The organism is Amycolatopsis sp. NPDC005003, assembly GCF_053600695.1.
The window spans coordinates 233782-259476 of sequence record NZ_JBSGAI010000001.1 but is presented as its reverse complement, the minus strand read 5'-3'; the positions used below and the strand labels follow the sequence as shown (position 1 = coordinate 259476).

Annotated in this window: 32 protein-coding genes and 1 tRNA gene; 16 read left to right on the top strand and 17 right to left on the bottom strand. The window is 72.0% G+C overall.

All coding sequences use genetic code 11. The features are described 5' to 3' along the window. Positions 1 to 177: 177 nt before the first annotated feature. Positions 178 to 765 carry a biotin transporter BioY gene (locus ACWED2_RS01225; protein WP_449688410.1) on the bottom strand — a complete coding sequence of 196 codons (588 nt, stop codon included), beginning with the start codon at positions 763 to 765 and terminating at the stop codon, positions 178 to 180. Positions 766 to 975: 210 nt separating this feature from the next. Here ACWED2_RS01225 and ACWED2_RS01220 point away from each other — a divergent pair, with 210 nt between their 5' ends. After that, positions 976 to 1593 carry a choice-of-anchor P family protein gene (locus tag ACWED2_RS01220; protein WP_449688637.1) on the top strand — a complete coding sequence of 206 codons (618 nt, stop codon included), beginning with the start codon at positions 976 to 978 and terminating at the stop codon, positions 1591 to 1593. A gap of 1 nt (position 1594) precedes the next feature. Here ACWED2_RS01220 and ACWED2_RS01215 read toward each other — a convergent pair whose 3' ends face one another. The 3 genes from ACWED2_RS01215 to ACWED2_RS01205 are packed head-to-tail and all read right to left on the bottom strand — an operon-like array spanning position 1595 to position 4131. Next, entirely contained in the window at positions 1595 to 2239 is a 645-nt protein-coding gene (locus ACWED2_RS01215) for a bifunctional 4-hydroxy-2-oxoglutarate aldolase/2-dehydro-3-deoxy-phosphogluconate aldolase (protein ID WP_449688409.1), read from the bottom strand. Beyond that, positions 2236 to 2814, bottom strand: a complete 579-nt coding sequence (locus tag ACWED2_RS01210; protein ID WP_449688408.1) for an isochorismatase family protein — start codon at positions 2812 to 2814, stop codon at positions 2236 to 2238. Before ACWED2_RS01210 ends, ACWED2_RS01215 begins: the two co-directional genes overlap by 4 nt. 15 nt (positions 2815 to 2829) lie before the next feature. Further along, positions 2830 to 4131: a nicotinate phosphoribosyltransferase gene (locus ACWED2_RS01205; RefSeq protein ID WP_449688407.1), complete on the bottom strand. Its 1302-nt coding sequence runs from the start codon at positions 4129 to 4131 to the stop codon at positions 2830 to 2832. A gap of 74 nt (positions 4132 to 4205) precedes the next feature. Between ACWED2_RS01205 and clpS the strand changes: the two genes are divergently transcribed. Genes clpS through ACWED2_RS01190 form a run of 3 tightly spaced genes read left to right on the top strand, consistent with a single transcriptional unit; the run spans position 4206 to position 6045 of the window. Beyond that, on the top strand, positions 4206 to 4505 hold the full coding sequence (gene clpS, locus ACWED2_RS01200) for an ATP-dependent Clp protease adapter ClpS (RefSeq protein ID WP_004560461.1): 300 nt from the start codon (positions 4206 to 4208) through the stop codon (positions 4503 to 4505). After that, a complete protein-coding gene (locus ACWED2_RS01195) occupies positions 4502 to 5059 on the top strand; it encodes a DUF2017 domain-containing protein (RefSeq protein ID WP_449688406.1) in 558 nt (185 codons plus the stop codon). Before clpS ends, ACWED2_RS01195 begins: the two co-directional genes overlap by 4 nt. Then, positions 5056 to 6045, top strand: a complete 990-nt coding sequence (locus ACWED2_RS01190) for a P1 family peptidase (RefSeq protein WP_449688405.1) — start codon at positions 5056 to 5058, stop codon at positions 6043 to 6045. Before ACWED2_RS01195 ends, ACWED2_RS01190 begins: the two co-directional genes overlap by 4 nt. Here the strand turns inward: ACWED2_RS01190 and ACWED2_RS01185 are convergent. Further along, the gene (locus ACWED2_RS01185) at positions 6033 to 6410 is read right to left on the bottom strand and encodes a hypothetical protein (protein ID WP_449688404.1); all 378 of its coding nucleotides are present in this window, start codon (positions 6408 to 6410) and stop codon (positions 6033 to 6035) included. The genes ACWED2_RS01190 and ACWED2_RS01185 overlap by 13 nt on opposite strands. Positions 6411 to 6491: 81 nt before the next feature. Between ACWED2_RS01185 and ACWED2_RS01180 the strand changes: the two genes are divergently transcribed. The 3 genes from ACWED2_RS01180 to ACWED2_RS01170 all read left to right on the top strand — a co-directional run bounded on the left by ACWED2_RS01180 (position 6492) and on the right by ACWED2_RS01170 (position 8190). Continuing rightward, positions 6492 to 6899 carry a Mov34/MPN/PAD-1 family protein gene (locus ACWED2_RS01180; RefSeq protein ID WP_410567957.1) on the top strand — a complete coding sequence of 136 codons (408 nt, stop codon included), beginning with the start codon at positions 6492 to 6494 and terminating at the stop codon, positions 6897 to 6899. Between the two features lie 64 nt (positions 6900 to 6963). Continuing rightward, positions 6964 to 7236 carry a MoaD/ThiS family protein gene (locus tag ACWED2_RS01175; RefSeq protein WP_004559268.1) on the top strand — a complete coding sequence of 91 codons (273 nt, stop codon included), beginning with the start codon at positions 6964 to 6966 and terminating at the stop codon, positions 7234 to 7236. Between the two features lie 3 nt (positions 7237 to 7239). After that, positions 7240 to 8190, top strand: a complete 951-nt coding sequence (locus ACWED2_RS01170; RefSeq protein ID WP_176175261.1) for a PLP-dependent cysteine synthase family protein — start codon at positions 7240 to 7242, stop codon at positions 8188 to 8190. Between the two features lies 1 nt (position 8191). Here the strand turns inward: ACWED2_RS01170 and ACWED2_RS01165 are convergent, their stop codons facing one another. Beyond that, complete coding sequence (locus tag ACWED2_RS01165; protein ID WP_449688403.1) at positions 8192 to 9013, bottom strand: MBL fold metallo-hydrolase; 822 nt, start codon at positions 9011 to 9013, stop codon at positions 8192 to 8194. A gap of 9 nt (positions 9014 to 9022) precedes the next feature. On the opposite strand from ACWED2_RS01165, the gene ACWED2_RS01160 reads away from it, so the two are divergent. Then, a complete protein-coding gene (locus ACWED2_RS01160) occupies positions 9023 to 9739 on the top strand; it encodes an aspartate/glutamate racemase family protein (protein WP_449688402.1) in 717 nt (238 codons plus the stop codon). Here the strand turns inward: ACWED2_RS01160 and ACWED2_RS01155 are convergent. Further along, positions 9697 to 10557 carry an arylamine N-acetyltransferase family protein gene (locus ACWED2_RS01155; protein ID WP_449688401.1) on the bottom strand — a complete coding sequence of 287 codons (861 nt, stop codon included), beginning with the start codon at positions 10555 to 10557 and terminating at the stop codon, positions 9697 to 9699. The two genes, ACWED2_RS01160 and ACWED2_RS01155, sit on opposite strands and share 43 nt — an antisense overlap. A gap of 92 nt (positions 10558 to 10649) precedes the next feature. Here ACWED2_RS01155 and ACWED2_RS01150 point away from each other — a divergent pair, with 92 nt between their 5' ends. From ACWED2_RS01150 to rdgB, 5 genes are read left to right on the top strand one after another with little or no spacing between them, the layout of a single operon-like run. After that, positions 10650 to 11279 (top strand): rhomboid family intramembrane serine protease, encoded by a 630-nt coding sequence (locus ACWED2_RS01150; RefSeq protein ID WP_449688400.1) that lies wholly within the window; start codon positions 10650 to 10652, stop codon positions 11277 to 11279. After that, positions 11276 to 12082 carry a glutamate racemase gene (gene murI, locus ACWED2_RS01145; RefSeq protein WP_449688399.1) on the top strand — a complete coding sequence of 269 codons (807 nt, stop codon included), beginning with the start codon at positions 11276 to 11278 and terminating at the stop codon, positions 12080 to 12082. The genes ACWED2_RS01150 and murI overlap by 4 nt, the downstream gene beginning before the upstream one ends. Before the next feature lie 29 nt (positions 12083 to 12111). Continuing rightward, entirely contained in the window at positions 12112 to 12879 is a 768-nt protein-coding gene (locus tag ACWED2_RS01140; RefSeq protein ID WP_449688398.1) for an MBL fold metallo-hydrolase, read from the top strand. Positions 12880 to 12902: 23 nt separating this feature from the next. Then, on the top strand, positions 12903 to 13679 hold the full coding sequence (gene rph, locus ACWED2_RS01135; protein ID WP_091317310.1) for a ribonuclease PH: 777 nt from the start codon (positions 12903 to 12905) through the stop codon (positions 13677 to 13679). Further along, positions 13676 to 14278: an RdgB/HAM1 family non-canonical purine NTP pyrophosphatase gene (gene rdgB / locus ACWED2_RS01130; protein WP_449688397.1), complete on the top strand. Its 603-nt coding sequence runs from the start codon at positions 13676 to 13678 to the stop codon at positions 14276 to 14278. Before rph ends, rdgB begins: the two co-directional genes overlap by 4 nt. Here rdgB and ACWED2_RS01125 read toward each other — a convergent pair. From ACWED2_RS01125 to ACWED2_RS01100, 6 genes are all read right to left on the bottom strand, one after another. Next, positions 14275 to 17394, bottom strand: a complete 3120-nt coding sequence (locus ACWED2_RS01125; RefSeq protein WP_449688396.1) for an NACHT domain-containing protein — start codon at positions 17392 to 17394, stop codon at positions 14275 to 14277. The genes rdgB and ACWED2_RS01125 overlap by 4 nt on opposite strands. A gap of 4 nt (positions 17395 to 17398) precedes the next feature. Then, on the bottom strand, positions 17399 to 17872 hold the full coding sequence (gene bcp, locus ACWED2_RS01120) for a thioredoxin-dependent thiol peroxidase (protein ID WP_449688395.1): 474 nt from the start codon (positions 17870 to 17872) through the stop codon (positions 17399 to 17401). 15 nt (positions 17873 to 17887) lie between these two features. Further along, positions 17888 to 18433: a hypothetical protein gene (locus ACWED2_RS01115; RefSeq protein WP_449688394.1), complete on the bottom strand. Its 546-nt coding sequence runs from the start codon at positions 18431 to 18433 to the stop codon at positions 17888 to 17890. Positions 18434 to 18621: 188 nt separating this feature from the next. After that, positions 18622 to 18804 (bottom strand): hypothetical protein, encoded by a 183-nt coding sequence (locus tag ACWED2_RS01110; protein WP_449688393.1) that lies wholly within the window; start codon positions 18802 to 18804, stop codon positions 18622 to 18624. A gap of 130 nt (positions 18805 to 18934) precedes the next feature. Further along, the gene (locus tag ACWED2_RS01105; RefSeq protein WP_449688392.1) at positions 18935 to 19822 is read right to left on the bottom strand and encodes a hypothetical protein; all 888 of its coding nucleotides are present in this window, start codon (positions 19820 to 19822) and stop codon (positions 18935 to 18937) included. 50 nt (positions 19823 to 19872) lie between these two features. Continuing rightward, the gene (locus ACWED2_RS01100) at positions 19873 to 20751 is read right to left on the bottom strand and encodes an AraC family transcriptional regulator (RefSeq protein ID WP_449688391.1); all 879 of its coding nucleotides are present in this window, start codon (positions 20749 to 20751) and stop codon (positions 19873 to 19875) included. Positions 20752 to 20869: 118 nt separating this feature from the next. Between ACWED2_RS01100 and ACWED2_RS01095 the strand changes: the two genes are divergently transcribed. Further along, positions 20870 to 21952, top strand: a complete 1083-nt coding sequence (locus tag ACWED2_RS01095) for an aldo/keto reductase (RefSeq protein WP_449688390.1) — start codon at positions 20870 to 20872, stop codon at positions 21950 to 21952. Here ACWED2_RS01095 and ACWED2_RS01090 read toward each other — a convergent pair. Continuing rightward, on the bottom strand, positions 21946 to 22902 hold the full coding sequence (locus ACWED2_RS01090; RefSeq protein ID WP_449688389.1) for a saccharopine dehydrogenase NADP-binding domain-containing protein: 957 nt from the start codon (positions 22900 to 22902) through the stop codon (positions 21946 to 21948). The genes ACWED2_RS01095 and ACWED2_RS01090 overlap by 7 nt on opposite strands. Positions 22903 to 22972: 70 nt before the next feature. On the opposite strand from ACWED2_RS01090, the gene ACWED2_RS01085 reads away from it, so the two are divergent. Further along, a complete protein-coding gene (locus ACWED2_RS01085; RefSeq protein ID WP_449688388.1) occupies positions 22973 to 23890 on the top strand; it encodes a helix-turn-helix domain-containing protein in 918 nt (305 codons plus the stop codon). Between the two features lie 189 nt (positions 23891 to 24079). Here the strand turns inward: ACWED2_RS01085 and ACWED2_RS01080 are convergent. Then, positions 24080 to 24153 (bottom strand) — tRNA-Leu (locus ACWED2_RS01080). Positions 24154 to 24252: 99 nt separating this feature from the next. Between ACWED2_RS01080 and ACWED2_RS01075 the strand changes: the two genes are divergently transcribed. Then, on the top strand, positions 24253 to 24474 hold the full coding sequence (locus ACWED2_RS01075) for a DUF3618 domain-containing protein (RefSeq protein ID WP_004559246.1): 222 nt from the start codon (positions 24253 to 24255) through the stop codon (positions 24472 to 24474). A 3-nt stretch (positions 24475 to 24477) separates the two neighbouring features. Here ACWED2_RS01075 and ACWED2_RS01070 read toward each other — a convergent pair whose 3' ends face one another. Both ACWED2_RS01070 and ACWED2_RS01065 read right to left on the bottom strand, forming a co-directional pair. Further along, positions 24478 to 24897, bottom strand: a complete 420-nt coding sequence (locus ACWED2_RS01070) for a hypothetical protein (protein ID WP_449688636.1) — start codon at positions 24895 to 24897, stop codon at positions 24478 to 24480. Between the two features lie 204 nt (positions 24898 to 25101). Continuing rightward, on the bottom strand, positions 25102 to 25659 hold the full coding sequence (locus ACWED2_RS01065; RefSeq protein WP_449688635.1) for a TetR/AcrR family transcriptional regulator: 558 nt from the start codon (positions 25657 to 25659) through the stop codon (positions 25102 to 25104). Positions 25660 to 25695: the final 36 nt, after the last annotated feature.

The following is a 25695-nucleotide window of genomic DNA, read 5'->3' as shown; positions in this document are numbered from 1 at the left end:
GGACGGCTGGGCACGCCGAGGGGGCCGGGCTCGGGTGGTGGGGGAAGGACGGCTGGGCACGCCGAGGGGGTTGGGCTCGGCTGGTGGGGGGAGGACGGCCGGGCACGCCGAGAGGGTCGGCCGGGTGCGGCGAAGGGGGCCTCCCCGCGAGCGCGGGCAAGCCCCCTTCGGCGGGCGTCAGTCCTGGGTGCGGCCGGAGACCAGCTTCCAGGTCAGCGGCAGCAGGCCGGCGGCCACGACGATCTTGATCGCGTCGCCGACCAGGAACGGCGTGACGCCCTTGGCGAACGCGGTGGCCAGGTCGAACCCGGTCGAGGCCATCAGCCACGGCACGCCGAACGCGTAGATCACCAGGTTGCCGAGCACCATGGTGCCCGCGGTGCGCACCGGCGTCCGGTCGCCGCCGCGGCCGGCGAGGGCGCCGACCAGGGCACCGGCGAAGACGAACCCGACGATGTAGCCGGCGCTCGCGCCGGACAGGCCCGAGGTGCCGTGCTGGAACCACGGCACGCCGACGGCGCCGACCAGCAGGTACACCAGCATCGAGGCGGCACCGCGCGACATGCCGAGCGACGCGCCGACGAGCAGCGCGGCGAACGTCTGGCCGGTCATCGGCACCGGGCTGCCCGGCACCGGGATCGTCAGCTGCGCGGCGGCGCCGGTGAGCACGGCACCGCCCGCGACCAGCGCGATGTCCCGCACGAGCGAGCCGGGGACGAGGTCGGCCAGCACGGGCCGCTTGCCGGCGAAGGACAGCGAAGACACGAAACCTCCCGAAGAAACAGGCGACGCCCGAGGTTAACGCTCGTTACCGTCCCGTGGACCCGCCGAGTTGCGTTCCTCACCGGCCACTCGTCCGGGTGGACCCGATCAGGGCGGGCGCCGCACCGGCCGATGACGAAGGGCATGGCTGCGATCTGTCCCGCCGACCGTGGAGGCCCGAGCATGCGGAACGCCAGGAAGAGGACACACCGGTTGCTGGCCGTGACGACGCTGGCCGTGCCGCTCCTGGGCGCGGCGGCACCCGTGACGTCCACCGGATGGGCGTCGGCCGGCTCGGTGGACGTGACGATCGACAACGAACAGATCGTCACCGGCGAACTGGCGAAGTGCACTGTCGACGGCCCCTACAAGGGCTGGACGCAGGGGGGCGCCACGGGTGACGTCGCCGTGTTCGGCGCCGGTGACACCGGGTGCGGGCGGTCCGGTGCGGTGTCGATCGCCCAAGCGGCCGGGCGCCGGTTCAAGGCGACCGTGCTGAAGCGGTACGGCGGTCCGGAGATCACCGTCCGCACGTACTCGGCGAAGTGCGCGACGACGGCCACCGGCAGCCTCGGAGAGGTGTCCGTCGGTGCGGTCGAGGGGGTCACCGTGCCGGGCGAGATCCCGCCGAACTACCGGATCGTCATCCCCGGCGGCGCGGCCGGCACCGCGCTGGCGACGGTCGTGCTCAATGAGACCGTGACGCCCCAGCCGCCGGACGGCAGCCTGGTGACGCACGCGGTGCACATCAAGCTGTTCCCCCAGGGCGGCCCGGCGAGCGGTGACATCTACCTGGGCACGGCCGCCTGCGACCCGTTCGGCAAGGAGTAGCTCAAGCCGTCGCGAAGCGGGCGGCCGCCGCGACGAACTCGCCGGCCCGGGTGGCCAGGTCCGGCAGGCTGCCGCCGGAGGTCAGCGCGTCGCCCAGCAACGGTGTCGCCGCCGCGACCGCGATCGCGCCCGAGCGCAGGTAGCCCTCGACGTCGGCCAGGTGGACGCCGCCGGTCGGCACCAGCGGGACGTCCGGCAGCGGCGCCCGCACCGCGCGCAGGTACGCGACCCCGCCCACGGCCGCGACCGGGAACACCTTCACCGCGGCCGCGCCGAGCCGCCAGGCCTGGTCGATCTCCGTCGGCGTCAGCGCGCCGCAGATCACCGGGGTGTCCAAGGCCGCCGCGCGCTCGAGGACCGCCGGGTTGACCGTCGGCGTGATCAGGTAGGCGGCACCGGCGTCGACCGCGATGTCCACATCGGACGGTTCGCGGACGCTGCCCGCGCCGATCAGCGCGTCCTCGCCCAGCGCCAGGCGCAGCGCGGTGATGGCCGCGGGTGCGCCCGGCGTCGTCAGCGTCGCTTCGAGCAGGCGGATGCCGGCCGCGTGCAGCACCATCGCGGCGTCGGCGAAGCGCGTCGCGTCCGACGCGCGCAGGATCGCGACGAGCCGGTGTTCCGCCAGCGCCGCTCGCAGGTCCTTCACGCGGCCGGCGGGACGGGAGCGGTGCCGGTGTACGCGACGCCCGCCTCGTCGAAGTCCTTGAGCGTCGCGTCGACGGTCGGCTGCGAGCCGCCGACGGTCAGGTCCAGCAGCACCCGCACGCCGAAGCCGGCCTTCTTCGCGTCGAGGGCCGTCGCGCGGACGCAGAAGTCCGTCGCGATGCCGACGACGTCGACGTCGGTCACGTCGTGCTCGCGCAGCCACGCCTCCAGGGATTTCCCGTCGCGGGCCGCCCCCTCGAAGCCGGAGTACGCGGCGCTGTACTCGCCCTTGGAGAACACCTCGCGGATCGGGACGACGTCGAGCGCGGAGTGGAACGACGCGCCCGCCGTGCCGGCCACGCAGTGCACCGGCCAGCTGTCCTTGAAGTCCGGCGTCTCGCTGAAGTGGTCGCCCGGGTCGATGTGGTTGTCCCGGGTGGCCACGACGTGGCTGTACCCGCCCTCGGCGGCCTGCTTCGAGATGGCGGCGGCCGCGGCGGCCCCGCCCGGCAGGCCGAGCGAACCCCCTTCACAGAAGTCGTTCTGCACGTCCACCACGATCAGCGCGGTACCCATCGGTCGTACTCCCTCTCAGAGAAACAGCGTGGGGATGGCGGGCTCGCCGTGCGAGAGCTTGAGGCCTTCCCACGGCAGGCTGACCAGGCCGCGGCGCAGCCGCTGCCTCGCGTCGTCGAGCGTAGGCAGGTCCGGCTCCGGGCGGCCAGCGCGGATCAGCGGAATCTGCAGCAGCCGGTCGTTGGCCTCGGGCTCCGGCGCGCTCGAACCGGACGCCCAGACGACCTCCTCGACCGCCGTGCCGGTGCCGCGGTGGCGCCGCAGCGCGGACTTGCGGCCGCCGCGGGATTCCTTGTGCGCGCTGCGCTTGGCGACCGGCTTGCCGTCCACTTCGACCAGCTTGTAGACCATGCCGGCGGTCGGCGCGCCGGACCCGGTGACCACCGAGGTGCCGACGCCGTAGGCGTCCACCGGCTCCGCGCGCAGCGCCGCGATGGCGTGCTCGTCGAGGTCGCCGGAGACCACGATCCGGGTGTCCTTCGCCCCGAGGGAGTCCAGCTGCTCGCGGGCGCGGCGGGCGAGCGGGCCGACGTCGCCGGAGTCGATCCGGATCGCGCCGAGCTCGGGCCCGGCGACGCGGACCGCCGTCTCGATGCCCGCGGTGATGTCGTAGGTGTCGACCAGCAGTGTCGTGTCCGCACCCATCTTGTCCACCTGGGCGCGGAAGGCCGCTTCCTCGCTGTCGTGCAGCAGCATGAAGGCGTGTGCGACGGTGCCGCGCGTCGGGATACCGTAGCGGCGCCCGGCTTCCAGGTTGGACGTCGTCGCGAAGCCGGCCAGGTAGGCGGCGCGCGCGGCGGCGACCGCGGCGTACTCGTGCGTGCGGCGGCCGCCCATCTCGATGATCGGGCGGCCGTGCGCGGCGCCGGACATCCGGGCCGCGGCCGACGCGATGGCGCTGTCGTGGTTGAGGATCGACAGCACCAGCGTCTCCAGCAGCACGCATTCGCCGAACGTGCCGCTCACCGTGAGGATCGGCGAGCCGGGGAAGTACAGCTCGCCCTCGGGGTAGCCGTCGATGTCGCCCGAGAACTCGTAGTCCGCCAGCCAGGCCAGCGTCGCGTCGTCGACGACCGCGGTGGCCTCCAGCTGCGCCAGTTCGGCGTCGGTGAACCGGAAGTCCGCGACCGCGTCGAGCACCCGGGCGGTGCCCGCGACGACGCCGTAGCGGCGGCCGTCCGGCAGCCTCCTGGCGAAAACCTCGAATACGCAGGGCCGCTGCGCCGTCCCGTCGGCGAGCGCGCTGCCCAGCATGGTCAGCTCGTAGTGGTCGGTGAGCAGCGCAGTGCTGGCCGTGACCGGCTCCGGTGAACCCATGGGGTAAGCCTATTCACCCACATGGCCGGACCTGGCGCGGCGTACCCCGTGACCCCCGTGACACCATGGGGTGCATGTCCACGCCTGTCGCATCCGAACAGACGCAGGTCGAACCGGCCGGTGCCGAAGTCGCCGAGTCGGACACACCGTGGCGGACCGTGGTGTGGAACGACCCGGTCAACCTGATGTCGTACGTGACGTACGTCTTCCAGAAGCTGTTCGGCTACAGCCGTGACCACGCCACCAAGCTGATGCTGGACGTGCACCACAAGGGCAAGGCGATCGTCTCGTCCGGCAGCAAGGAGAAGGTGGAGACGGACGTGGCGAAACTCCACGCGGCCGGCCTCTGGGCCACCATGGAGCAGCCCTCGTGAACGGTTGGCGGCGCAAGGGCGCGGTGATCCACGCGGGGTTCGAGCAGCAGGAAGCGGCCGTGCTGCGCGGGCTGGTCAGCCAGCTCGAGGACATGCTCACCGCGCGTGCCGAAGAGGCGCCCCAGGACGAGCTCGCCGAGCTCACCGGCATCCGGACCGGGCCCACCGAGTCCCCGGACGACCCGGTGCTCTCGCGGCTGCTCCCGGACTTCCACAAGCTCGACCCGGACAACCCGTCGCGGGAGGAGATCGACTCGGTCGCGGCGATGCGCTCGCTGCACGAGCCGGAGCTGCTCGACATCAAGGTCGGCGTGGCCAAGATCGTGCTCGACACGCTGCCCCGCGACGGCGGCCACGTCCGGCTCACCGAGGAGCAGGCCGACGCCTGGCTCGGCGCGCTCAACGACGTCCGGCTGGCGCTCGGCACCGCGCTCGACGTCACCGAGGACATGCCCGACGAGCTGCCCGAGGACGACCCGCGAGCGCCACACCTCGGCGTCTACCACTGGCTGACCTGGGTGCAGGAGACGCTGATCCAGGCGCTGACGGGATGATCACCGACGTGCCGGGTGTCCTGGTCGGGCACCACGCGCGGGTCGGCGACGGCTGGGCCACCGGGACGACCGTGGTCCTGGTGCCCGAGGGCGCGGTGGGCGCGGTCGACCAGCGCGGCGGCGCGCCCGGCACCCGGGAGACGAATCTCCTGGAGCCGGAGAACCTGGTGCAGCGGGTCAACGCCGTGTGCCTTTCGGGCGGGTCGGCGTACGGCCTGGCCGCGGCCGACGGCGTGATGCGGTGGCTCGCGGAGCGCAACCTGGGCTTCCCGGTGGGCGCGCAACCGCACGAGGTGGTGCCGATCGTGCCCGCGGCCGTGCTGTTCGACCTGCCGCGCGGCGACTGGGGCAACCGGCCCGACGCCTCCTTCGGCTACGCGGCCTGCGAAGCGGCTTCGACGTCTTTCGCGCAGGGCACGGTCGGCGCGGGCGCGGGGGCGGTTGTCGGGTCGCTGAAGGGCGGGATCGGGTCGGCGAGCGAGGTCGTGGGCGAGTTCACCGTGGGCGCGCTGGCGGCGGTCAACGCGGCAGGCGAGGCCGTGGACCTGACCACGGGCCGGGCGTACGCGGCCGACCACGGCGACTTCGGCGTGACCTGGCCTTCGCGGCCCGCCGACCTGCCTTCGCGCCGGACGGACCTGAACACGACGATCGGCGTGGTGGCGGTCGACGCGGCCCTGTCGAAGGCGGAAGCGCGGCGGATCGCGGTCGCGGCGCAGGACGGGCTGGCGCGGGCGGTGCGCCCGGCGCATTCGATGTTCGACGGTGACACGGTGTTCGCGCTGGCCACGGGGGCTCACGAACTACCGGACGCCAGCGGCCCGTTCGGCGCGGCGGCCCGGCCGGCGGCCCTGGATGCGCTGTGCTCTGCGGCGGCGCGGGTGTTCGCCCGGGCGATGGTGCACGGGCTTTTGGCGGCGACCACGGCCGGTGGGGTGCCCGCCTACCGGGACGTCTGGCCGGAGGCGTTCGGTCAGCCAGGGTAGGGGTCTTCGGGCAGGGCGTCACCGCTGATCTCGAGGTTCGCCGCCCGGATCGCCGCGATGTACTCCTCGTCGACCTCCAGGTCGAGGCCGGCGACGGACAGGATCGGCCCGAGCGACGGGTGGATCTCCAGCGGGCCCAGCTCGGTGCTGCGCGGCAGGCGCTCCCAGATCTGCTTCGGCCGGTTCAGGGTCCAGCGGCTGCAGGCCAGGAGCGTGACGTGCCGGTCGGTCACCATGATCAGGAAGCCGACCCGGGCGCGCATGCGGTTCACGTAGTACGACATCGCGGGGATCAGGTACTGGATCCGTTCGTCCGTGCCGAGGTACATCCGGCACCGGTCGCGTACTTTCGACGACAACGGCATCGGCTCAGTGTCCCAGGAATGCCTGGTGAGCGGTATGTCTCACCATCTGGACGAGCCTTGTCCACCACCTAAGATGTCGGTGTGCTCCGGATCCGCCGTGAACTCGTCGACGAGATCGTCGCCCATGCCCGTCGTGACCACCCCGACGAGGCCTGCGGCGTGATCGCCGGGCCCGAGGGCTCGGATTCGCCCGAGCGTTTCATCCCCATGCTCAACGCGGCCCGGTCGCCGACGTTCTACGAGTTCGACTCCGGCGACCTGCTGAAGCTCTACCGCGAGATGGCCGCCAACGACGAGGTGCCGGTGGTCATCTACCACTCGCACACCGCCACCGAGGCCTACCCGTCGCGGACCGACGCGAACATCGCGGCCGAGCCGGACGCGCACTACGTGCTCGTCTCCACCCGCGACCCCGAAGTGCACGAGTTCCGGTCGTACCGGATCGTGGACGCCGAGATCACCGAGGAGCCGGTCGAGATCATCGACTGACGACCGGAATAAACCGCCGCGCCACCGGCGTCTGCGTGTAAGAACCCACCGGAGGTAAGAACCCATGGCCGTGACCGTCTCCATCCCGACGATCCTGCGCACCCACACCGGCGGCGAGAAGTCCGTCGAGGCGAAGGGCGCGACCGTCCTCGAGGTCATCGACGACGTCGAGGCCCGGCACGCCGGCATCAAGGCGCGCCTGGTCAAGGAGGAGAAGCTGCACCGCTTCATCAACGTCTACGTCAACGACGAGGACGTGCGCTTCGCCGGCGGGCTCGAGGCCGAGGTCAAGGACGGCGACACCCTGACCATCCTCCCCGCCGTGGCCGGTGGCTGATCGATGGCTCGCTTCGAGTCGCTGCTCGACGCGCTCGGCGGCACCCCGCTGGTCGGGCTGCCCCGGCTCTCCCCGACGCACGACGTGCGCCTGTGGGCGAAGCTGGAGGACCGCAACCCGACCGGCTCGATCAAGGACCGGCCCGCGCTGGCCATGATCGAAGCCGCCGAGCGTGAAGGCAAGCTCCGGCGCGGCTCCACGATCCTGGAGCCGACGTCGGGCAACACCGGTATCTCGCTGGCCATGGCCGCCAAGCTCAAGGGCTACGGGCTGGTCTGCGTGATGCCGGAGAACACCTCGACCGAGCGCAAGCAGCTGCTGCAGGCCTACGGCGCCCGGATCGTGTTCTCCCCGGCCGCGGGCGGCTCGAACGAGGCCGTCCGGCGGGCGAAGGAGCTGGCCGAGGCGAACCCCGACTGGGTGATGCTCTACCAGTACGGCAACCCGGCCAACGCCGACGCGCACTACCGCGGCACCGGCCCGGAACTGCTCAAGGACCTGCCGACGCTGACGCACTTCGTCGGCGGCCTCGGCACGACCGGGACGCTGGTGGGGGTCGGGCGGTACCTGCACGAGGCCAAGCCGGACGTCCAGATCATCGCGGCCGAGCCGCGCTACGGCGAGCTGGTGTACGGCCTGCGCAACCTCGACGAGGGGTTCGTGCCGGAGCTGTACGACGCTTCGGTGCTCAACGGCCGGTACTCCGTGGGGGCGTACGACGCGCTGCGGCGCACGCGGGAGCTGCTGGAGCACGAAGGCATCTTCGCGGGCATCTCGACGGGCGCGGTGCTGCACGCGGCACTGGCGGTGGCCGAGAAGGCCGCGGCCCGGGGCGAGCAGGCGGACGTCGCTTTCGTCGTCGCGGACGCCGGGTGGAAGTACCTGTCCACGGGGGCCTACGCGGGGTCGCTCGACGAGGCCGCCGAGCGGCTCGACGGGCAGCTCTGGGCCTGAGCTACTCCGGCTTCCAGAGTTCGGGCAGGGCGAGGTCGACGCCGTCGGCCAGCCGCTCGAAGGTGGCCATGGTGGTGCCCAGGTCGTCGAACGCCTTCGGCAGGCGCTTGAGCGGCTTGCTCAGCGGCCGCCAGAACGCGTCCCAGTGGATCGGCCGGACGGTCCGCGCGCCGACGGCGCCGGCCGTTTCGCGCCAGTACCGTTCCCGCCACTCCTCGGTCTGCTTCCCCGCCTGTCCGACGCCCAGGTAGACGATGTCCGCTTCGTGGCCGGCCAGTGCGCCGGGCACGAAGTTCGCCGACGCGTGCACCAGGACGCGGCCCGCCGGGTGGGCGATGTGGAACGAGTAGCACCGCCCGGTCCTGAAAGCCTTCGTCCTGGCCGGCAGCCGGACCGGCTCGGTGATCTCGCCGGGCACCCGGTCGCCGTCGCTGTGGCGGGCGTCGACCGGGGTCACGGTGAACGCGCCGAACTCGACCGGCTTGCCCGGCACCAGCTCCTCGAACGGCTGGTGCGCCAGGCCGTAGCCCTCCTGGATCTTCCGCGTCGACGGCGACCCGCCCAGCGTGGCGCCGGTCAGCTCCGCGACGACCGGAGCGTCCAGCGCGTGGTCGACGTGGGAATGCGCGACCAGGACGGCGTCCAGCCGCGTGACGCCGAGGCGCCGCAGGGCCTCGTCGATCCGGGCGCGGTCGGGCGTCACGCGCGTCGCCATCTTCAACAGGGACGGCCGCGAGAAGAAGCCGTCGACCAGTACGGCCGAGCTGCCGTCGGTGACCAGGACGTTCGCCACTCCGGCGAACGCCGTGCGCAGTTCGGGCATGCTGGGAGTATGAAGGTCATCGGGCTGCTCGGCGGGATGAGCTGGGAATCCTCGATCGAGTACTACCGGCTCGTCAACGAACGGGTGAAGGCGCTTCTCGGTGGGTTCCACTCCGCGCACACCGTGCTCTACTCCGTCGACTTCGCCGCCATCGAGCAGATGCAGGCCGACGGCCGCTGGGACGACGCCGGCGCCGAGCTGAACCGGGCCGCCAAGGCCCTCGAAGCCGCCGGTGCCGGCTTCGTCGTGCTCTGCACCAACACCATGCACAAGGTCGCCGGCCAGCTCGAAGACGGCCTCGGCATCCCCCTGCTGCACATCGGCGACGCCACCGCCGCGGCCATCGAGGCCGCCGGTGTCCGCCGTGTCGGGCTGCTCGGCACCGGGTTCACCATGGGGCAGCCCTTCTACCGCGACCGCCTCGCCGCACACGGCCTCGACGTGGTCGTGCCCAGCGCCGAAGACCGCGACCTCGTGCACCGGATCATCTACGACGAGCTGGTGCTCGGCGTCGTCGAAGACACCTCGAGAGAGGCCTGCCGCGGCGTCATCGCGCGGCTGGCCGACGCGGGCGCCGAGGGCGTGATCTACGGCTGCACCGAGCTCGAGCTGCTCGTCGGCCCGCAGGACAGCCCCGTGCCGACCTTCCCCACGACCCGGCTGCACGCCGAAGCGGCGGTGGACTACGCGCTGGGCACCACCTCGCTGCCCTTGCCGCCGACGTGAGCCTCGTGCTGGGCGACGCACTGCCGCCACAGCCGCTCGCGCTCCTCCGCCGTGAACAGCGCCGCCGGGATGCCGAACACGTCACCCGCCGCCGTCCACCAGTCGCCGGGTGATTCGATCAGCTCCTGGGCACCGTGGCGGCTCAGGGTGAGTGCGCGCAGGCTGTCCACGCCCGCCGCGTCCCGCCGCTGCACCACGCAGACCCGCACGAACCCGGACTCGGGCGCCGTCGACAACCAGGCGTGCTTCCCGGCGAAGCCGGCCATTTCCGCCGGACCGGGGGCGAAGTCGAAGCCGGCGAAGCTGCCCGACGGGTCGTGGTCGAACCGCCAGCCGCCCGGCGCCACCGCCGACGGCCGCAGCCGGTAGGTGTGCGGGCCCTGCACGTAGGTGCCTTCCCGGAGGGGGAGCGGCTCGTGCGGGCCGTCCCCCAGCCCGGTGTCCACCAGCCAGGCCGCCGACGGGTCCTCGGGCAGCCCGGTGACGGTCAGGGCCAGGTGGTTGCGGTCGACGTTCGGCGCGTCCGCCGCGCTGCCCTGCACCCCGCCGAAATGGCGCGTGACCTGGTAGCCGAGTGCGTGCAGCAGCGCCGAGAAGGCACCGTTCAGGTGATAGCAGTACCCGCCGCGGCCCCGCAGGATCCGCGCCAGCGACGCCGACGGCTCGAGCGGGGTCGTCCGCCCGAGCTGGATCTCCAGCGCCTCGTACGGCACGCGCTCCACGTGGGCCGCGTGCAGCCGCCGCAGAGCGGCCAGGCCCGGCGGCTCGGCGCCGAGGCCGAGCCGCTGCAGGTATCCGGTGACGTCGAAGTTCCCCATGCCCGCCACGCTAGCGGCGGCCACCGACAAAACCGGTGGATCAGGGATTTCACCCGAGGTGGCGCGGCCGCGGCCCGCCTAGCCTCGAAGACGTGAACACCTTGAACCCCGCCTCGGAAACCGCCGCCGCCAAGCGCGTGCTGCCGCCGAAACCGGTGGCGGCCGCGATCGTCGCGCTGTCGTTCACCCTGCTGCTGTACCTGGTCGAGCTGGTCGACGTCATCCTTCCCGGTGACCTCGACCAGGGCGGCATCCACTCGCGGGCGCTGTCCGGCCTGGACGGCGTGCTGTTCGCGCCGGTCCTGCACGCCGGCTGGTCGCACCTGTTCGCGAACACCGTCCCGGTGCTGGTGTTCTCGTTCCTCGCGATGGCCGCCGGGATCGGCCGGTTCGCCCTGGTCACGGCCATCATCTGGGTGGTTTCCGGGCTCGGGGTGTGGCTGATCGGGCCGTCGGACGGGGTCACCGTCGGCGCGTCCGGGCTCGCGTTCGGCTGGCTCGCCTACCTGCTGGTCCGCGGCCTGTTCAACCGCGCGGCCGGGCAGATCCTGGTCGCCGTCGTCCTGCTCGGCGTGTGGAGCGGCATGCTGGCCGGGCTGCTGCCGGGCAACCCCGGCGTCTCCTGGCAGGGGCACCTCTTCGGCGCGCTGGCCGGCGTCCTCGCGGCCTGGCTGACCACCCGGCGGTCCCGGAAGCCCGTGCCGGGTAACCTCGAAGGGTGACGTCTCCGCCCGCTGATGCCCCGATCGGCGTGTTCGATTCCGGCGTCGGCGGGCTGACGGTCGCGCGGGCGATCCTCGAACAGCTGCCCGCCGAGCAACTCCGCTACGTCGGCGACACGGCCCACAACCCGTACGGCCCGCTCCCGATCGCCACCGCCCGCAGCTACGCCCTCGCGGCGCTCGACGAGCTGGTGGAGAGCGGGGTGAAGGCACTGGTGATCGCCTGCAACACGGCGTCCGCGGCCTGCCTGCGCGACGCGCGCGAGCGCTACGACGTCCCGGTGATCGAGGTCGTCCTGCCCGCCGCGCGCCGCGCCGTCGTGGCGACGCACACCGGCCGCGTCGGCGTGATCGGCACCGAGGGCACCGTGCGGTCGCGGGCCTACGAAGACGCCTTCGCCGCGGCCCCGGACATCACGCTCACCAGCGTCGCCTGCCCGCGGTTCGTCGACTTCGTCGAGCGGGGCATCACGACCGGCCGCCAGGTGCTCGGGCTGGCGCAGGGCTACCTCCAGCCGCTGCTCGACGCCCAGGTCGACACGCTCGTGCTCGGCTGCACGCACTACCCGCTGCTGCAGGGCGTGCTGCAGATCGTGATGGGCCAGGAAGTGACGCTGGTTTCGAGTGCCGACGAGACGGCCAAGGACCTCGTGCGCGTGCTGACCGAGCAGGACCTGCTGACCACGCGGGAGACCCCGCCGCGGCACGAGTTCCTCGCCACCGGTTCGGCCGAGCCGTTCACCCGGCTCGCCCAGCGGTTCATGGGGTTCGCCCCGGGTGTCCTCGCTCCCACCACCGCGTGATCGCGGCGGTCGACGCTTAGGGTGTCGTCGTGCGACTGACCATCCTCGGGTGCTCCGGCAGCATCCCCGGGCCGAACGCCGCCGCGTCCGGTTACCTGATCGAGGCCGAGGGCTTCTTGCTCGGCCTCGAACTCGGCAACGGCACGCTCGCGCAGCTGCAGGCCGTGGCCGACCCGTTCGACCTGGACGCGCTCGTGCTCACGCACCTGCACCCCGACCACTGCGCCGACGTCAGCGCGCTCACCGTCCTGCGGCGCTACCACCCGGCGCCGCCGTACCCGGCGCGCCCGCGGCTGCTGCCGCTGTACGCGCCCCCGGACGCCCCGACGCGGCTGGCCAACGCGTACGCGCCCAACGAGACCGAGCGGGCCGTCACCGACCTCTCCGACGTCTACGACTTCCGGCCGCTGCGGCCCGAGCCGTGCCGGATCGGGCCGTTCGAGGTCGTCGCGGTCGAGGTCGACCACCCGACCCCGGCGTACGGCCTGCGCATCTCCTACGGCGGCCGGATCCTCGCGTTCACCGGCGACACCGGGCCGTGCGCGGCGCTGAACGAGCTCGCCGACGGCGTCGACCTGCTGCTCGCCGAGGCGTCCTGGACGGACTCGGCGGAGCGGCCGATCGGGGTGCACCTGTCCGGCAAGCAGGCCGGCGAGCTGGCGCGCGACGCCGGCGTCGGGCGGCTGCTGCTGACGCACATCGCGCCGTGGACCGACGCCGGGGCGGTGCTGGCCGAGGCGTCGGCCGGGTTCCCCGGGGCCGAGGTCGTCAAGCAGGGTGCCGTCTACGACGTCTGACCGGGCGGTCATAGAGTGCACCTGTGGCTCGTAAAGATGGCAGGACCGACGACCAGCTCCGTGACATCAAGATCACCCGTGGGTTCCAGCAGTGGCCGGCGGGGTCGGTGCTGATCGAATTCGGCAACACGCGGGTGCTGTGCGCGGCGAGCGTCACCGAAGGGGTGCCGCGCTGGCGGGCCGGCTCCGGCCTCGGCTGGGTGACGGCGGAGTACGCGATGCTGCCGTCCGCGACCAACACCCGCGGTGACCGCGAGTCGGTGAAGGGCCGGATCGGCGGCCGCACGCACGAGATCTCCCGGCTGATCGGCCGGTCCCTGCGCGCCTGCATCGACCTGGCGGCGCTGGGCGAGAACACGATCGTCATCGACTGCGACGTCATCCAGGCCGACGGCGGCACCCGCACGGCGGCGGTGACCGGCGGTTACGTGGCACTGGCGGACGCGATCACCTGGCTGGGCGCGGCGAACCGCCTGAACGACCCGCAGCCGCTGTCGTCGTCGGTGGCGGCGGTGAGCGTCGGCGTGGTCGACGGCCGGGTCCGGCTGGACCTGCCGTACGAAGAGGACTCGCGCGCCGAGGTCGACATGAACGTGGTGGCCACGGACGCGGGCACCCTGATCGAGGTCCAGGGCACCGGCGAGGGCGCCACCTTCGCGCGGTCCACTTTGGACACGATGCTGGACATGGCGCTGGCGGGCTGCGCGGAGCTGACGCGGCTGCAGAACGAGGCCTTGGCGCTGCCGTACCCGGGCGAGCTGCCGGAGCCGCGTCCGGACAAGAAGAAGGGCTCGAAGTGACGAAGCTGCTCCTGGCGACGCGCAACGCGAAGAAGCTGGGCGAGCTCCGGCGGATCGTCGTCGCGGAAGGTCTTTCCGGCATCGAGGTCATCGGGCTCGCCGACGTGCCGCCGTTCCCGGAGGCGCCCGAGACGGCGCCGGACTTCGAGGGCAACGCGGTGGCGAAGGCCCGCGACGCGGTGGCGGCGACGGGATTGCCTGCGATCGCGGATGACTCCGGGATCGCGGTCGACGCGTTGAACGGGATGCCCGGGGTGCTTTCGGCCCGCTGGTCCGGCAAGCACGGTGACGACGAGGCGAACCTGGATCTGGTGCTGGGACAGCTTTCCGACGTGCCGGACGAGCGCCGTGGAGCGCAGTTCGTCTGCGTCGCGGCGTTGGTGCTGCCGTCGGGCGAAGAGACGGTGGTCCGGGGCGAGTGGCGGGGGACGCTCGTGCGGGAACGGCGTGGGGTGAACGGGTTCGGGTACGACCCGATCTTCCGGCCGGACGGGGAGAGCCGGACATCGGCGGAGATGGAGCCGGCCGAGAAGGACGCGGTTTCGCACCGGGGGCTGGCGTTGCGGGCGCTGGTGCCGGCGTTGCGGGAGCTGGCTTAGATCAGTGTCACGCCGGGACCGAGGTTTTCGGTGCCGACGAGTGCGGTGCCACTCGCCTGGATGGTCAGTGTCAGGTCCGCGAACGGGCTGACATCGACGGGCAGGGTGAGCGAGTCGAACGACAGCCTGCGCAGCTGGGGCGTGGCGAGCGGCCGGACATCGGTGATTTCCATCCCGTAGACGTCAAGTTCCGTCAGCGACGGAAAGCATTCGATGATGGTTTCGCCGCTCAGCCTGTTGTCCTTGAAATCGCCCTGGTGGTAAAGCCCGACTCCGGTGGGGGTGGTGAGAGGAGCCGAGGCTCTCAGCGCTCTTGGCCGGATGTCCCAGAGGCCGACCGTCTTCATGTTCTTCAGCGGAGCAAGAGGATCGAGGTTGTCGATCAGCTGCAACCTGTCGAGGGCGAGGCGACGGAGCCCGGTCAGTTCGCCGAAGCCTTCGATGCTGCGCCACGGGCTTTTCCGGAAGATCGTCAGGTAACGCAGTTTGTCCAGGTGGCGCAGGTGCCGTACCTGGGTGAACCGACGGGCGAAGTACAAACTGACATTGGTGAGCTCGGGATGGTCGCTCAAGGGGGTGAGGTCGATGGTTGCTTCACGGACGAAGTCCACGTCGATGAGGCTCAAATGGGGCAGGCCGGCCAAGGCGCCGAGGTCGGACTGTACCTCCGAGTTTTCCAGAATGACCTGGAGATCGGTCAGGTTCTTGAGGTGCCGAACGTAGGGCAGGAGCCGTGCGGTCTCGAGGTGCGCCGTGCCGTCACTCAACGGTGAGTCGGCCAGGACTTCGACGGCGTAGCGTTCCGGGTCGAAGTACTGCCACGCCTGGAGCAGCTGGTCCTGCACCGCTGGGCGAGGATCTCGCGCATAGTTGCCCAGCAGCGTCAGCGCATCGGCCCCGGCGGTCAGAGCCGCTGCGCGGACCGACGCTGCCGCGACTGCGTCCGAGAGCCCGTGGAGGCTCTCCGGCAGGTACCGCAGCACGCGATCGCCGATCGACGCCAGCGATCGCGTCTCCTTCAGGCTTCTCGGCGGTACCAGCTGGTCCCGGATCACCGCCTCGACCCGTGCGAGCACCTCCGGATCCGCGTTGCTCACCGTCTCCAAGGACGCCGCCGCCAGCAGCCGCAAGTGCCGCGCGTGGCGGGGCTCTTCGTCCGCCCGGTCCAGGATCCCGCTCAGCAGCGTCCCCGCCTGGTGGTGCTTCGCGTGGCCACACGCCATCACGAACGTCTCCCACCAGGTGTCCAGGTGCGCCCGGTCGATCAACGTCTCCAGGTGGTCCTGTTCCGTCGCCTCGTTGGCCGCCAAGCACTCCTGGAACGTCCGGTGGACGAAATCCACCCGGCCGCGCGCCGGCTCACGCAGCACCCCGCTGCGCTCCAAGAGGTGGTCCAGCACTTCAGAAGGTGTGTGATCCACGTGCGGCAGCGAAGGCAACCGGAGCGCGATGTGCGACAGCACCCGCTCCTTCGGCAGCTCCACCTTCGACGCCAGCGACAGCCGCCATGCCAGGTCGCCCAGCAGGATCTGCTTCTGCGCCTCCGTCAAGATCACGCCGATCCGGCGCTCCGCGTCGCGAAGGTGCAACAGCATCGACAACGCCTTGCGGTACAGATCCATCCGGTCCCGCGGCAGCTCCGACCGGTGCGCCAGATTGAGAGCGCACAACATCGCGCACAGCAACGGGCTCGCGGCCAACGTCCGCAGGTGCGGCCGGGAATCGAGCTGGTTGAGCAGCCGGCGCTGGACCGCGGCCAGGTCCGTGTCCGGGCGTACCGTCCCGCCCGCCGCGGCCGCCTTGTGCCAGCGGGTCACCAAAGCCTGGATGTCGTCCGCGTTCATCGGCTCCAGCAGAACGCAGCCGAAGCCCTCCTGAGCCAGCCAGCGCTGGTCGGCCGCCGCCGTGCGCGAGGTCACCACGATCAACGTGTCCGGGAACGCCGAGGACAGCTTGCGCAGCCACGACTTCACCTCGCGGCGGTGGCCGGTGCCCACCTCGTCGACGCCGTCGACCAGGACCATCGCCCGGCCGCTGTCGAGCATCCGGCGGGCCCAGCCCTCCGGCGGCGCCAGCATCGGCGCGATGTGGGCGAGGAACTCCTCCGGCCGCGGCAACGGCTCGGCGGCGAAGCTGCGGAGGCGGATCGGGAACGGCACCCGGCCGTTCCAGCCGGCGAGCTTGCCGGTGAACCCGCTCCGCGCCGCCGTCACCGCCAGCCAGTCCAGCAGGGTCGTCTTGCCCGACCCGGCCTCGCCGCGCACCAGGACGTGGGTGACCCCGCTCAGCGCCGTCTCCACGCGCACGTTCGCGCTGCCCGTGCGGTTCTGCCGCTTTTCGAACCACAGCTCGTCCATGCGGCGGTCGGGCCGCCGGGGTGCGCCCTCGGAGGAGACGCTCAAACTCAGGTAGGCGACCGTCAGCGGCAGGGCCGGTTGGTCGTCCATCGTCAGGCCGAGCAGCTCGAGCCGGTCGAGGTCGCGGGCGAGCTGCCGGCGGTACGCTGCTTCGAACTCGGCATCGTGGTCGACGCCTTCGAGGGCCGCGAGGCTGGTCTTCGGCACCCGGGCCAGCAGCTCTTCGAGCTGGTCGCTCTGGCGGCTCAGCCTGCCGAGGACGTCGGCGAGCGCCCGGGGCTGGAACGACGGCAGGTGGCGGACGACCTGCACGAGGTGGCGGCACGCCTGGTCCAGCGCCAGCTCGTACAGCGCGGCCGCCTTCGGGGCGAGGAGCCGCTCGCGCGGGAGCTCGCCGCGGATCTTCCTGGCCAGCTGCTCCGGATCGGCGTCCGCCGTCAGGAAAGCCTCGTCGGACAGGTCCGCCTTGGCCAGCGCGTCTTCGACGGCCAGGAAGGCCGCTTCGACCTCGTGCGGAGGCAGCGTCGAGAACCGGTCGGCGAGGACCGGTTCCAGCTGCTCGGCCACCTGCGTGCCGATGTGCTGGACGAGGTTCTCCAGCTTGCGCCGTTCCAGTGGCCCCTTCAGCTCGGCCGCCGCCAGCTCGGCCAGCTCGGCGGACCGCGCGACACCGGCCTTCCGCCGTTGCAGCCACGACTTCGCCGCGGCCGAGGCGATCTGCCCGCCCAGCTTCAGCGCCGGCCCCTCCAGGCTCGTCACGGCGTCAGGAAGCCAGGCCGAGGTCCCGGATCAGCTTCGCCACGTGGCCGGTCGCCTTGACGTTGTAGAAGGCGTGGGCGATCTTGCCATCGGGGTCGACGACGAACGTCGAGCGGATCACGCCCATATACGTCTTCCCGTAGTTCTTCTTCTCGCCGTACGCGCCCCAGGCTTCGATGACCGTCTTCTCCGGGTCGCCCAGCATCGGGAACGTCAGGCCCTCGTTCGACACGAACTTCGCGAGCTTCGCCTGCTTGTCCGGCGAGATGCCGACGACCTGGTAGCCGGCGTCGTTCAGCTGGGCGAGGTTGTCGCGGAAGTCGCAGGCCTGCTTGGTGCAGCCCGGGGTGCTCGCCGCCGGGTAGAAGTACACGACGACGGACCGGCCGCGGAAGTCGCGCAGCGACACTTCCTTGCCCTCGCTGTCGGGCAGGGTGAAGTCCGGGGCTTCGTCACCGGGGGAAAGGCGCTCGGTCATGCGCCGAGCCTAACGTCACGCGGGACCGCAGTAGGTGACCGCGGCGGCTTCGGTCGCGCTCGGCCGGATCTGCAGCCGCAGCTGCGTCTGTTCGCGCGGGACCGCGAACGCCAGCGTGAGGTGCACCGAGCGGCCCGGCAGCACGTCCTTGCCCGCGTCGGTGATGCCGGTGAAGCCCTGGGTGGTGTCCACGACCTGCTTGACCGCGGTGCCGCCCACGGTGGCGCTGACGTTGAGGCCGGACAGCTTGTACGTCGTCGAGCCGTCGTTGGTCAGCAGGACGTCGAAGGCCGCGCCGCGCGGGCTCTGCGGGTACGCCGACGGGCTGGGGCGGAACGACTGGGGGGAGCCGACCGAGATGGTGAGGCCGCTGGCGAAGCGGTGGTCCGCGCCGAACTTGAGGTCGTTGCCCGCCGGGGAAGCCGAGGCGCCGGCACCCGCCGGGGAGCCGGCCGCGCCGAGGGCCGCGGTGCCTTCACGAGCCGAGGGGACCCCGCACGCCACCGCCAGGCCGAGCAGTCCTGCGGCGAACATGATCTTGCGGGTGCGCGCGAGCGCCATTGCGGGTACTCCAGTCGGCGGGTCGGGTGCCGTCGGCAACGGGGGATTGCCGGGAACCCGCTCCACTCTGGCCGTGATCGCGCGCGGTTACGAGGCGCGACCGGGGGTTGTCGCGCACCTGGTGCCACCCCGTGGCCAATCCGTGACCGGAACGGCACGGCTGGTGACAATCTCTGGCCACATGCCACTTAAACCGCGAGCGCGAACAACAGGATGAAGATCGCGACGCCGGCCACCCAGGCCGCCATCAGCCAGCCGAAATCCCGGACCGGATCGACCGCGCGGCTCTCCTCGCCGGGGACGTACACGCCGCGTTCTTCGAACCAGTCCGCCCAGCGGGCGATCCAGCCCAACGGATTGCGCGACGCCATGCTTCACCTCCGGGGGCCGGTTCCTCGCCGTTACACTACGCGTTCGGGCACGCACGCCGGAAGGCGCGGGCGATCGTCCACTTCCGACACGCCACGGCCGGGTGAACTTCGGCACTTGCCGTGTAGAAGTTCAGGCGAGGCCGTGACGGCGCAGGATCGCCACCGCACGGACCGTCGCGTACCCGCGCCATTCGAGTGCCGCGGCGGGCGAGAAGCTCGCGAAATCCACCCGCCAGCCGCCGTCGTCCTGTTGCGCGGCCGTGAGCCGCCGCAGTTCGGCGTCGATGACGTCGTCGGCGAACAACGCGCGCGCCGGGCGGCCCGGCAGCGGCGCGAAGTCCAGCGCGCGGAGGGTCTCACCTTCCGAACCACCGTCCACCGGGGCCAGCCCGTCGGCCGGGACGAACGCGGCGAGGTGGTCCAGCAGCGCGGGCGCCTCCTCGTGGAGCTCGTGGGCCGCGTCGACGAACTGCACCGCGAAGGACAACGCGATCGCGTGCGGCGGCGAGGAAAGCTCGCGGATGGCGCGGAAGCAGTACTGCGTCGCCGCGCTCAGCCACGGGTGTTCGCGCACGGCCCGGTCGTGGCGGGCCACGCGCAGGGCGACGCCGGCGGTGAACGCGGTGCTCTGCAGTGTGGCCGGCGTCGGATCGGCCTGGGCCCAGAAGGGCGCGCAGCCGGCCGGGTCCGCGACGGGCAGCGCGAACGGCAGGCCGCCGTCCGGCCGGGACGCCGTGGCCAGCCAGTCGCAGAGCTTCGCCGCGTGCGGGGTCGTGCGCGGGGCGATCTCCTCGAACACCTCGAAGGCGTGGAGGGCGCCGCCGGGCTGGCTTTCCGGAGCCCGCAGGTCCGGCTCGAGGCCCCAGCCGTAGCCGCCGTCGGAGTTGCGGTAGCCGTCGACGGCGGCCAGTACCGCGTCGGCGTTCGTCGCGCCGCTGAGCAGTTCGAAACGGCGGCGGTCGAGGAGGCGGGCGTGCGTGGCCATGAAGGACGCCGCAGCCGGAAGGTTCACGGACATGCCGCCAGCGTCGCACCCGGCCCGGCCGCCCGTCTTGAACGGATCGGACGTCAGGGCAGCTGCGGCCCGGCGGCGGCGGTTTCGCGCAGCCGCGCCGCGTCCTGGCCCGGCGGGGCGCCGAACAGGCGGCGGTACTCGCGGTTGAACTGCGACGGGCTGTCGTACCCGACGAGGTGCCCGGCACCGGCGACGTCACCCACGCCGGCCAGCAGCAGCGACCGGGCTTCCTGCAGGCGGATGCGCTTCTGGAACTGCAGCGGGCTCATCGCCGTGGCCGCGCGGAAGTGGCGGTGGAACGCCGACGCGCTCAGCCCGCTCAGCCGCGCGAGTTCCTCGATCCGCATCGGCTCGGCGTAGTTGTCCCTGATCCAGCGGATCGCACGGCCGACGTGGGCGGCGCCGCTGTCGGCCAGGCCGATCCGGCGGACCAGGCCGCCGTGCGGGCCGGTCAGCAGCCGCCAGAGGATCTCGCGCTCGATCAGGGGCGCGAGCACGGGCACGTCGGCCGGGTGGTCGAGCAGCCGGAGCAGGCGCAACACCGCGTCGAGCAGCTCGGGGCCGGCATCGTCGACGGCGAGGGGCGACGCCGGCGGCGTGCGGGGCGGCGCCTCGAGCAGCAGCGGGGCGATCGCCGCGGGCCGCAGGGCGAGGCCGAGGCCCAATGCCGGCGTCCGCGGGGTGGCGCCGAGGAAGTGGCCGGTCACCGGCAGGTCGGTGCCGACGAGCAGGTACTGCCCGGCGCGGTACTCGTGCACCTGCTCGCCGAGCAGCAGGCGCTTGCCGCCCTGGGCCAGGACGACCAGCAGCGGCTCGGCGAGCGAGTGGTGCGGTTCGCTCGTCTCCACTCTGGACAGCAACAGGCCCGGCACCGGGGTGCGCAGGTCGGCGTGCGCGTGCCGGGCGATGAGGTCGCGGAGTTCGTCGAGCACTCGTCCAGGAAAACGCGACCGAGAGGATTGTGCAAGAGGTCGCGGCAATCGGTCTACCGGTGAGCAGGCAGTTCGCGGTTTCCTGGGACCAGTCGATCCGCTACCCAAGGAGAGTTTCGTGTCACTCGCCCACTACGTCACCCTCGGCCGGTCCGGCCTCCGCGTCAGCCCCTTCGCCCTCGGCGCGATGACCTTCGGGACCGACCCCGGTGGCGCCGGCTGCGACGTCGAGGAGTCCGAAAAGATCCTCGCGACCTACCTGGATCTCGGCGGGAACTTCGTCGACACGGCGAACTTCTACACCAACGGCCATTCCGAGAAGATCCTCGGCGACTTCTTCGCCGCCCGGCCGGGCCGGCGGGCGCGGGTGGTGCTGGCGTCGAAGTTCTTCGGCAACATGTTCCCCGGCGATCCCAACGGCGGCGGCGCCGGCCGCGGGTCGATCATCGCCCAGCTCGACGAGACGCTCCGGCGGCTGCAGACGGACCACCTGGACCTGTACTGGCTGCACAACTGGGACCGCGCCACGCCGATCGAGGAAACCATGCGGACCCTCGACGACCTGGTGCGCGCGGGCAAGATCCGCTACGTCGGCTTCTCCAACACCCCGGCGTGGGTCACCGCGCAGGCCCAGACGACGGCGGTGCTGCGCGGCTGGACGCCGCTGATCGCGCTGCAGGTCGAGTATTCGCTGCTGGCGCGGACGGTCGAGGGCGAGCTGGCGCCGTTCGCGCGGGACCAGAACCTGGCGCTGGTGCCGTGGAGCCCGCTGAAGAACGGCTTCCTGTCCGGCAAGTACCGGCGCGGCGCCGCGGCCCCGGACTCCGCCCGCGCGGCCTTCGTCGGCGGTCCGTCCGAACCGGAGTTCGCGGTCATCGACGCGGTCGCGGAGATCGCCGAGGAGATCGGGTCGACGTCCTCGGCGGTCTCGCTGGCGTGGTTGCGGGCGCGGCGCGGGACGGTGGTGCCGATCATCGGCGCGCGGCGGCTGGAGCACCTGACCGGCAACCTCGCCGCGCTGGAGGTGACGCTGACACCGGCACAGCTGGCCCGGCTGGACGGGATTTCCGCGCCGGAGCTGGACTATCCGGCCCCGATGCACGGCGCCCAGCGCGCGATGCTGCAGTTCGCGGGCACGACGGTCGACGGGGAACCGTCCACTGTGTACCCGCCACTGCTGCAGAGCGACGTCCGTTACTGAGCCGTGTTCGTCGCCACCGTGAGGTGCGGCGCCAGCGCCCGCAGGAAGTCGGCCGCGTCGAACATCTCGCCCGCCGTCGCGACGCCCTTCACCTTCACCCGGCCGGTCAGGATCCGGTCCACCGCCTCCACCGCCAGCGGCGCGCTCACCGCGTAGATGTCCTCGCCGCGGGCGACGATCCGGCGTTCGTCGTCGCCGGCCCGCACCACGACGTCCACCACGAACGTCTCCGCCGCGTCGCGCTCCTGGGCCGCAGCCAGGCCCTGGGCCGCGTCCACCGTCATGTAGCTGATGACGTCACGGACCGCCAGGTGCCGCGGGATGGTGACGATGTCGGCCATCGAGAACTCGCCCAAGACGGGCCGGGTGCCGAGCGGCTCGGGGAACGTCCACTCGCGCGTCGGCAGGGCGTCGTCGCGGTGCTCCAGCCGGCCGCCCGCGTACCGGATCCGCTTGCCGCCACGGCGTTCCCGGGACACCTGGCCGGCGGCGAGGGTGCCTGCCGTCGGGCGCCAGCCGCTGAGCCCGTAGGCGACGTGCACCTCGTCGGCCGCCGTCCAGTCGCCCATCGCCACCGTGGCCAGCAGGTCGGCCAGGCCGCCGAAGAAGGCCATCGCGGGCACCACGGCGGTGTCCGCGGTCAGCGCGAGGGTGTCGAGGTTCGCCTCGATCTCGGCGGCGACGTCGACGTACGGCACGCCGGCGCGGATGGCCGCCTCGACGAGGGGGAGGGCCGTTTCGGCGAACGGGCCCGCGCAGTTGATCACCGCGTCGACGCCGTCGAGGGCGCGGTCGAGGGCCGCCGGGTCGTCGACCGAGGCGGGCCGCCCGCCCGGCAGCTTCGCCGCGTCCCGTCCGGAAAGGACCACGTCGTATCCGCGTTCCCGCAGCTCAGCCACCACGAAGCGGCCGGTGTGCCCATAAGCGCCGTAAACCAGTACCGAAGTCATGAGGCAATCCTGTCGACGGCTGATCACCATCACCAGTGTCCGGAACGACGCGATGCGTACACTTTCGGACATGCACGCTGTCGCCCTCGCCGCCACCGACGGGATGCTGTCGTTCGAGCTGACGATCGCCACCGAGGTGTTCGGCGACGACCCCCGGTACGCCTTCGCGGTCTGCGGCCCGGCTCCGGTGCGGGTGGGCCGCTTCCTGCTGGAGCCGGACCACGGCCTCGACCGGCTCGCGCGGGCGGACACGGTGATCGTCCCGGGCTGGGCGGACGTCGACAACGCCCCGCCGGCCGACCTGACCGACGCGGTCCGGGCGGCCCACGCCCGCGGCGCTCGGGTGGTGTCGTTGTGCACGGGCGCGTTCGTGCTGGCGGCCGCGGGCCTGCTGGACGGCTTGCGCGCCACCACGCACTGGGCCCACACCGGCGTGCTGGCCGCCCGCTACCCGGCCGTGACGGTGGACCCGGACGTGCTCTACGTCGACAACGGCCAGGTGCTGACCTCGGCGGGCAAGGCGGCGGCGATGGACCTGTGCCTGCACCTGGTCCGCGCCGACCACGGCCCGGCGGCGGCCAACGCGATCGCCCGTCGGCTGGTGGTGCCCCCGCACCGGGCGGGCGGCCAGGCCCAGTTCGTGACGGCCCCGGTACCCACCCGCGACGACCACCCGCTGGCCGGGCTGCTCCCGTGGATCACCGCCCGCCTCGACCGGCCGCTGACCGTCGAGGACCTGGCCCGCCAGGCGAACATGAGCAGCCGCCACCTGGGCCGCCACTTCCGGTCGGCGACGGGCACCACGCCGTTGCAGTGGTTGCTGAACCAGCGCATCCGGCGCGCGCAGGAGTTGCTGGAGAACACGGACGCGAGCGTCGACGCGGTCGCGGAGGCGGTCGGCATGGGCACGGCGACGACGTTGCGGCGGCACTTCAACCGGACGGTCGGGGTGCCGCCGGACACGTATCGCCGCACGTTCCGCAGCTGAGGGTCCTCGGCGAGCCGAATCACCGATCCGGGGGCCGGGCGAACGTGAGGGTTGTCGGCGGGCCGGACCACGGCGGGGGTCCGGGGGCGGAGCCCGCCGGGCGGGGTCCGGGGGTTGCACCCCCGGAAAACACGACGAGGGGGTAAGGGCGAGCGCTGCTCCGCGAGCAGACCTCGCCCAACCCCCGCGTGGGCCCGGAGAGACTCGAACTCTCACTGGCATGGACCTAAACCATGTGCCTCTGCCAATTGGGCTACGGGCCCGCGGCCTTCCGAAGCGTAGCGTGCGGCGTGGCCCGTGCGGCGGCGGCGGGGCGGTCGACTAAGTTGGGGCCTGGAAGTCCCATGCGGCGAGGAGGACACGTGGCCCGCGATCCCGAGACGATCGAGCGTGAGATCGAGCAGGCTAGGACCGCCCTGGCGGCGACGCTCGACCAGCTGACCGTCAAGGCCGACCCGAAGAAGCTCGCCGACGCGGCCAAGGACGGCGTGCGCGCCAAGCTGGACAACCCCAAGGTCAAGTTCCCGCTGATCGGTGCGGGCGTCCTCGTGCTGGTCCTGCTGGTGCGCAAGCTGCTGAAGTAGCGCTCAGGCCTGTTTCGCCGGCGCCTTGCTCGCCTTGCTCTCGGCGGCGGGCGCCGGCGCCTTGCGGTCTTCGACCGCCTTCGGGAGCTGCTTGCTCGGCGGCAGCTGGGGCTTCTTGCCCGCCGACTCCGGGGTCTGCTGCTTCGGCACGCTGCCCGGCGGCGGGACCTCGAGCGGCGGCAGCTTCGGGAGCGTCAGCCGGGCCGTCATGTACGCGCTGGTGAAGTCCAGCGCACTCCCGTTGAGCAGGTGCACCACCGTCGTCTTGGCGTCGCCGGCGAGCTCCTCGACCAGCTGGTCGGCCCGGTCGCGCGCGGCGATGATGCCGGGCTCGCGGGCGGTCAGCTCCTTGCCGAGGCCGCTGACCTTGATGGCCCAGTCGGCGTCTTCCTGGACGTACGTCGCCGTGATCGTTTCCACCATCTGCCTCACGCCCCTCTCCCTCACCAGCATCCTTACACAACCGTGACGCGGTCACCGCCCGATCGTGACGCGGCTCCCTCGCCCCTCCTCCGGCCGTGAAGGTCCAGCAGACTTTCTACCGTGTCGGAAGAACAGTAGAGCAACTCTGTGTTACAAGACACGATAACTCTGAGTAGTCAGCTCATGGCCTAATGCGCGTGCCGGCTAACGCGCGCGGTCCCGCAGGCCGCTCCACAGCACGTCCATGGCGTATTCCGTGGCCAGCTCGGGGCTCACTTCGTCGTGCCGCTCGCACCAGATCGCGAGCCGTTCGCACGCTCCGACCACGAATTCCGCGGCCGCTTCGGCCCTCAGGTCGTCCCCGTTGTCGAAGTGGCCGCTCATCAGCGCGGCGATGAGGTCGGTCTGCTGGCGGCGGGTCTCTCCGACCTCGTCGGCGGCCGGGGTGCCGATCAGCACCATCTCGTGCCGCAGCAGCGACCACGCCTGGCGCCGCTCCCGGATGAAGACGAAGAAGGCGAGCAGGCCGCGCCGCAGCGCGTCCTCGGCGTCCACCGCGCCCACCGTCGCCTGTTCGGTGACCTCGCGCAGCACCGCCCGCGACTCCCGGATGCAGGCCAGCAGCAGGCCCTCCTTCGAGTTGAAGTACTCGTAGAGCATCGGCTTCGAGACGCCCACCAGTTCGGCGATCTCGTCCATGGACGCCGCCGCGTAGCCGCGTGCCGAAAAGACCTGCTCGGCGACCTCGATCATCTGCCGCATCCGGTCGGCTCGGGGCATGCGCTTGCGCTTCGCGGT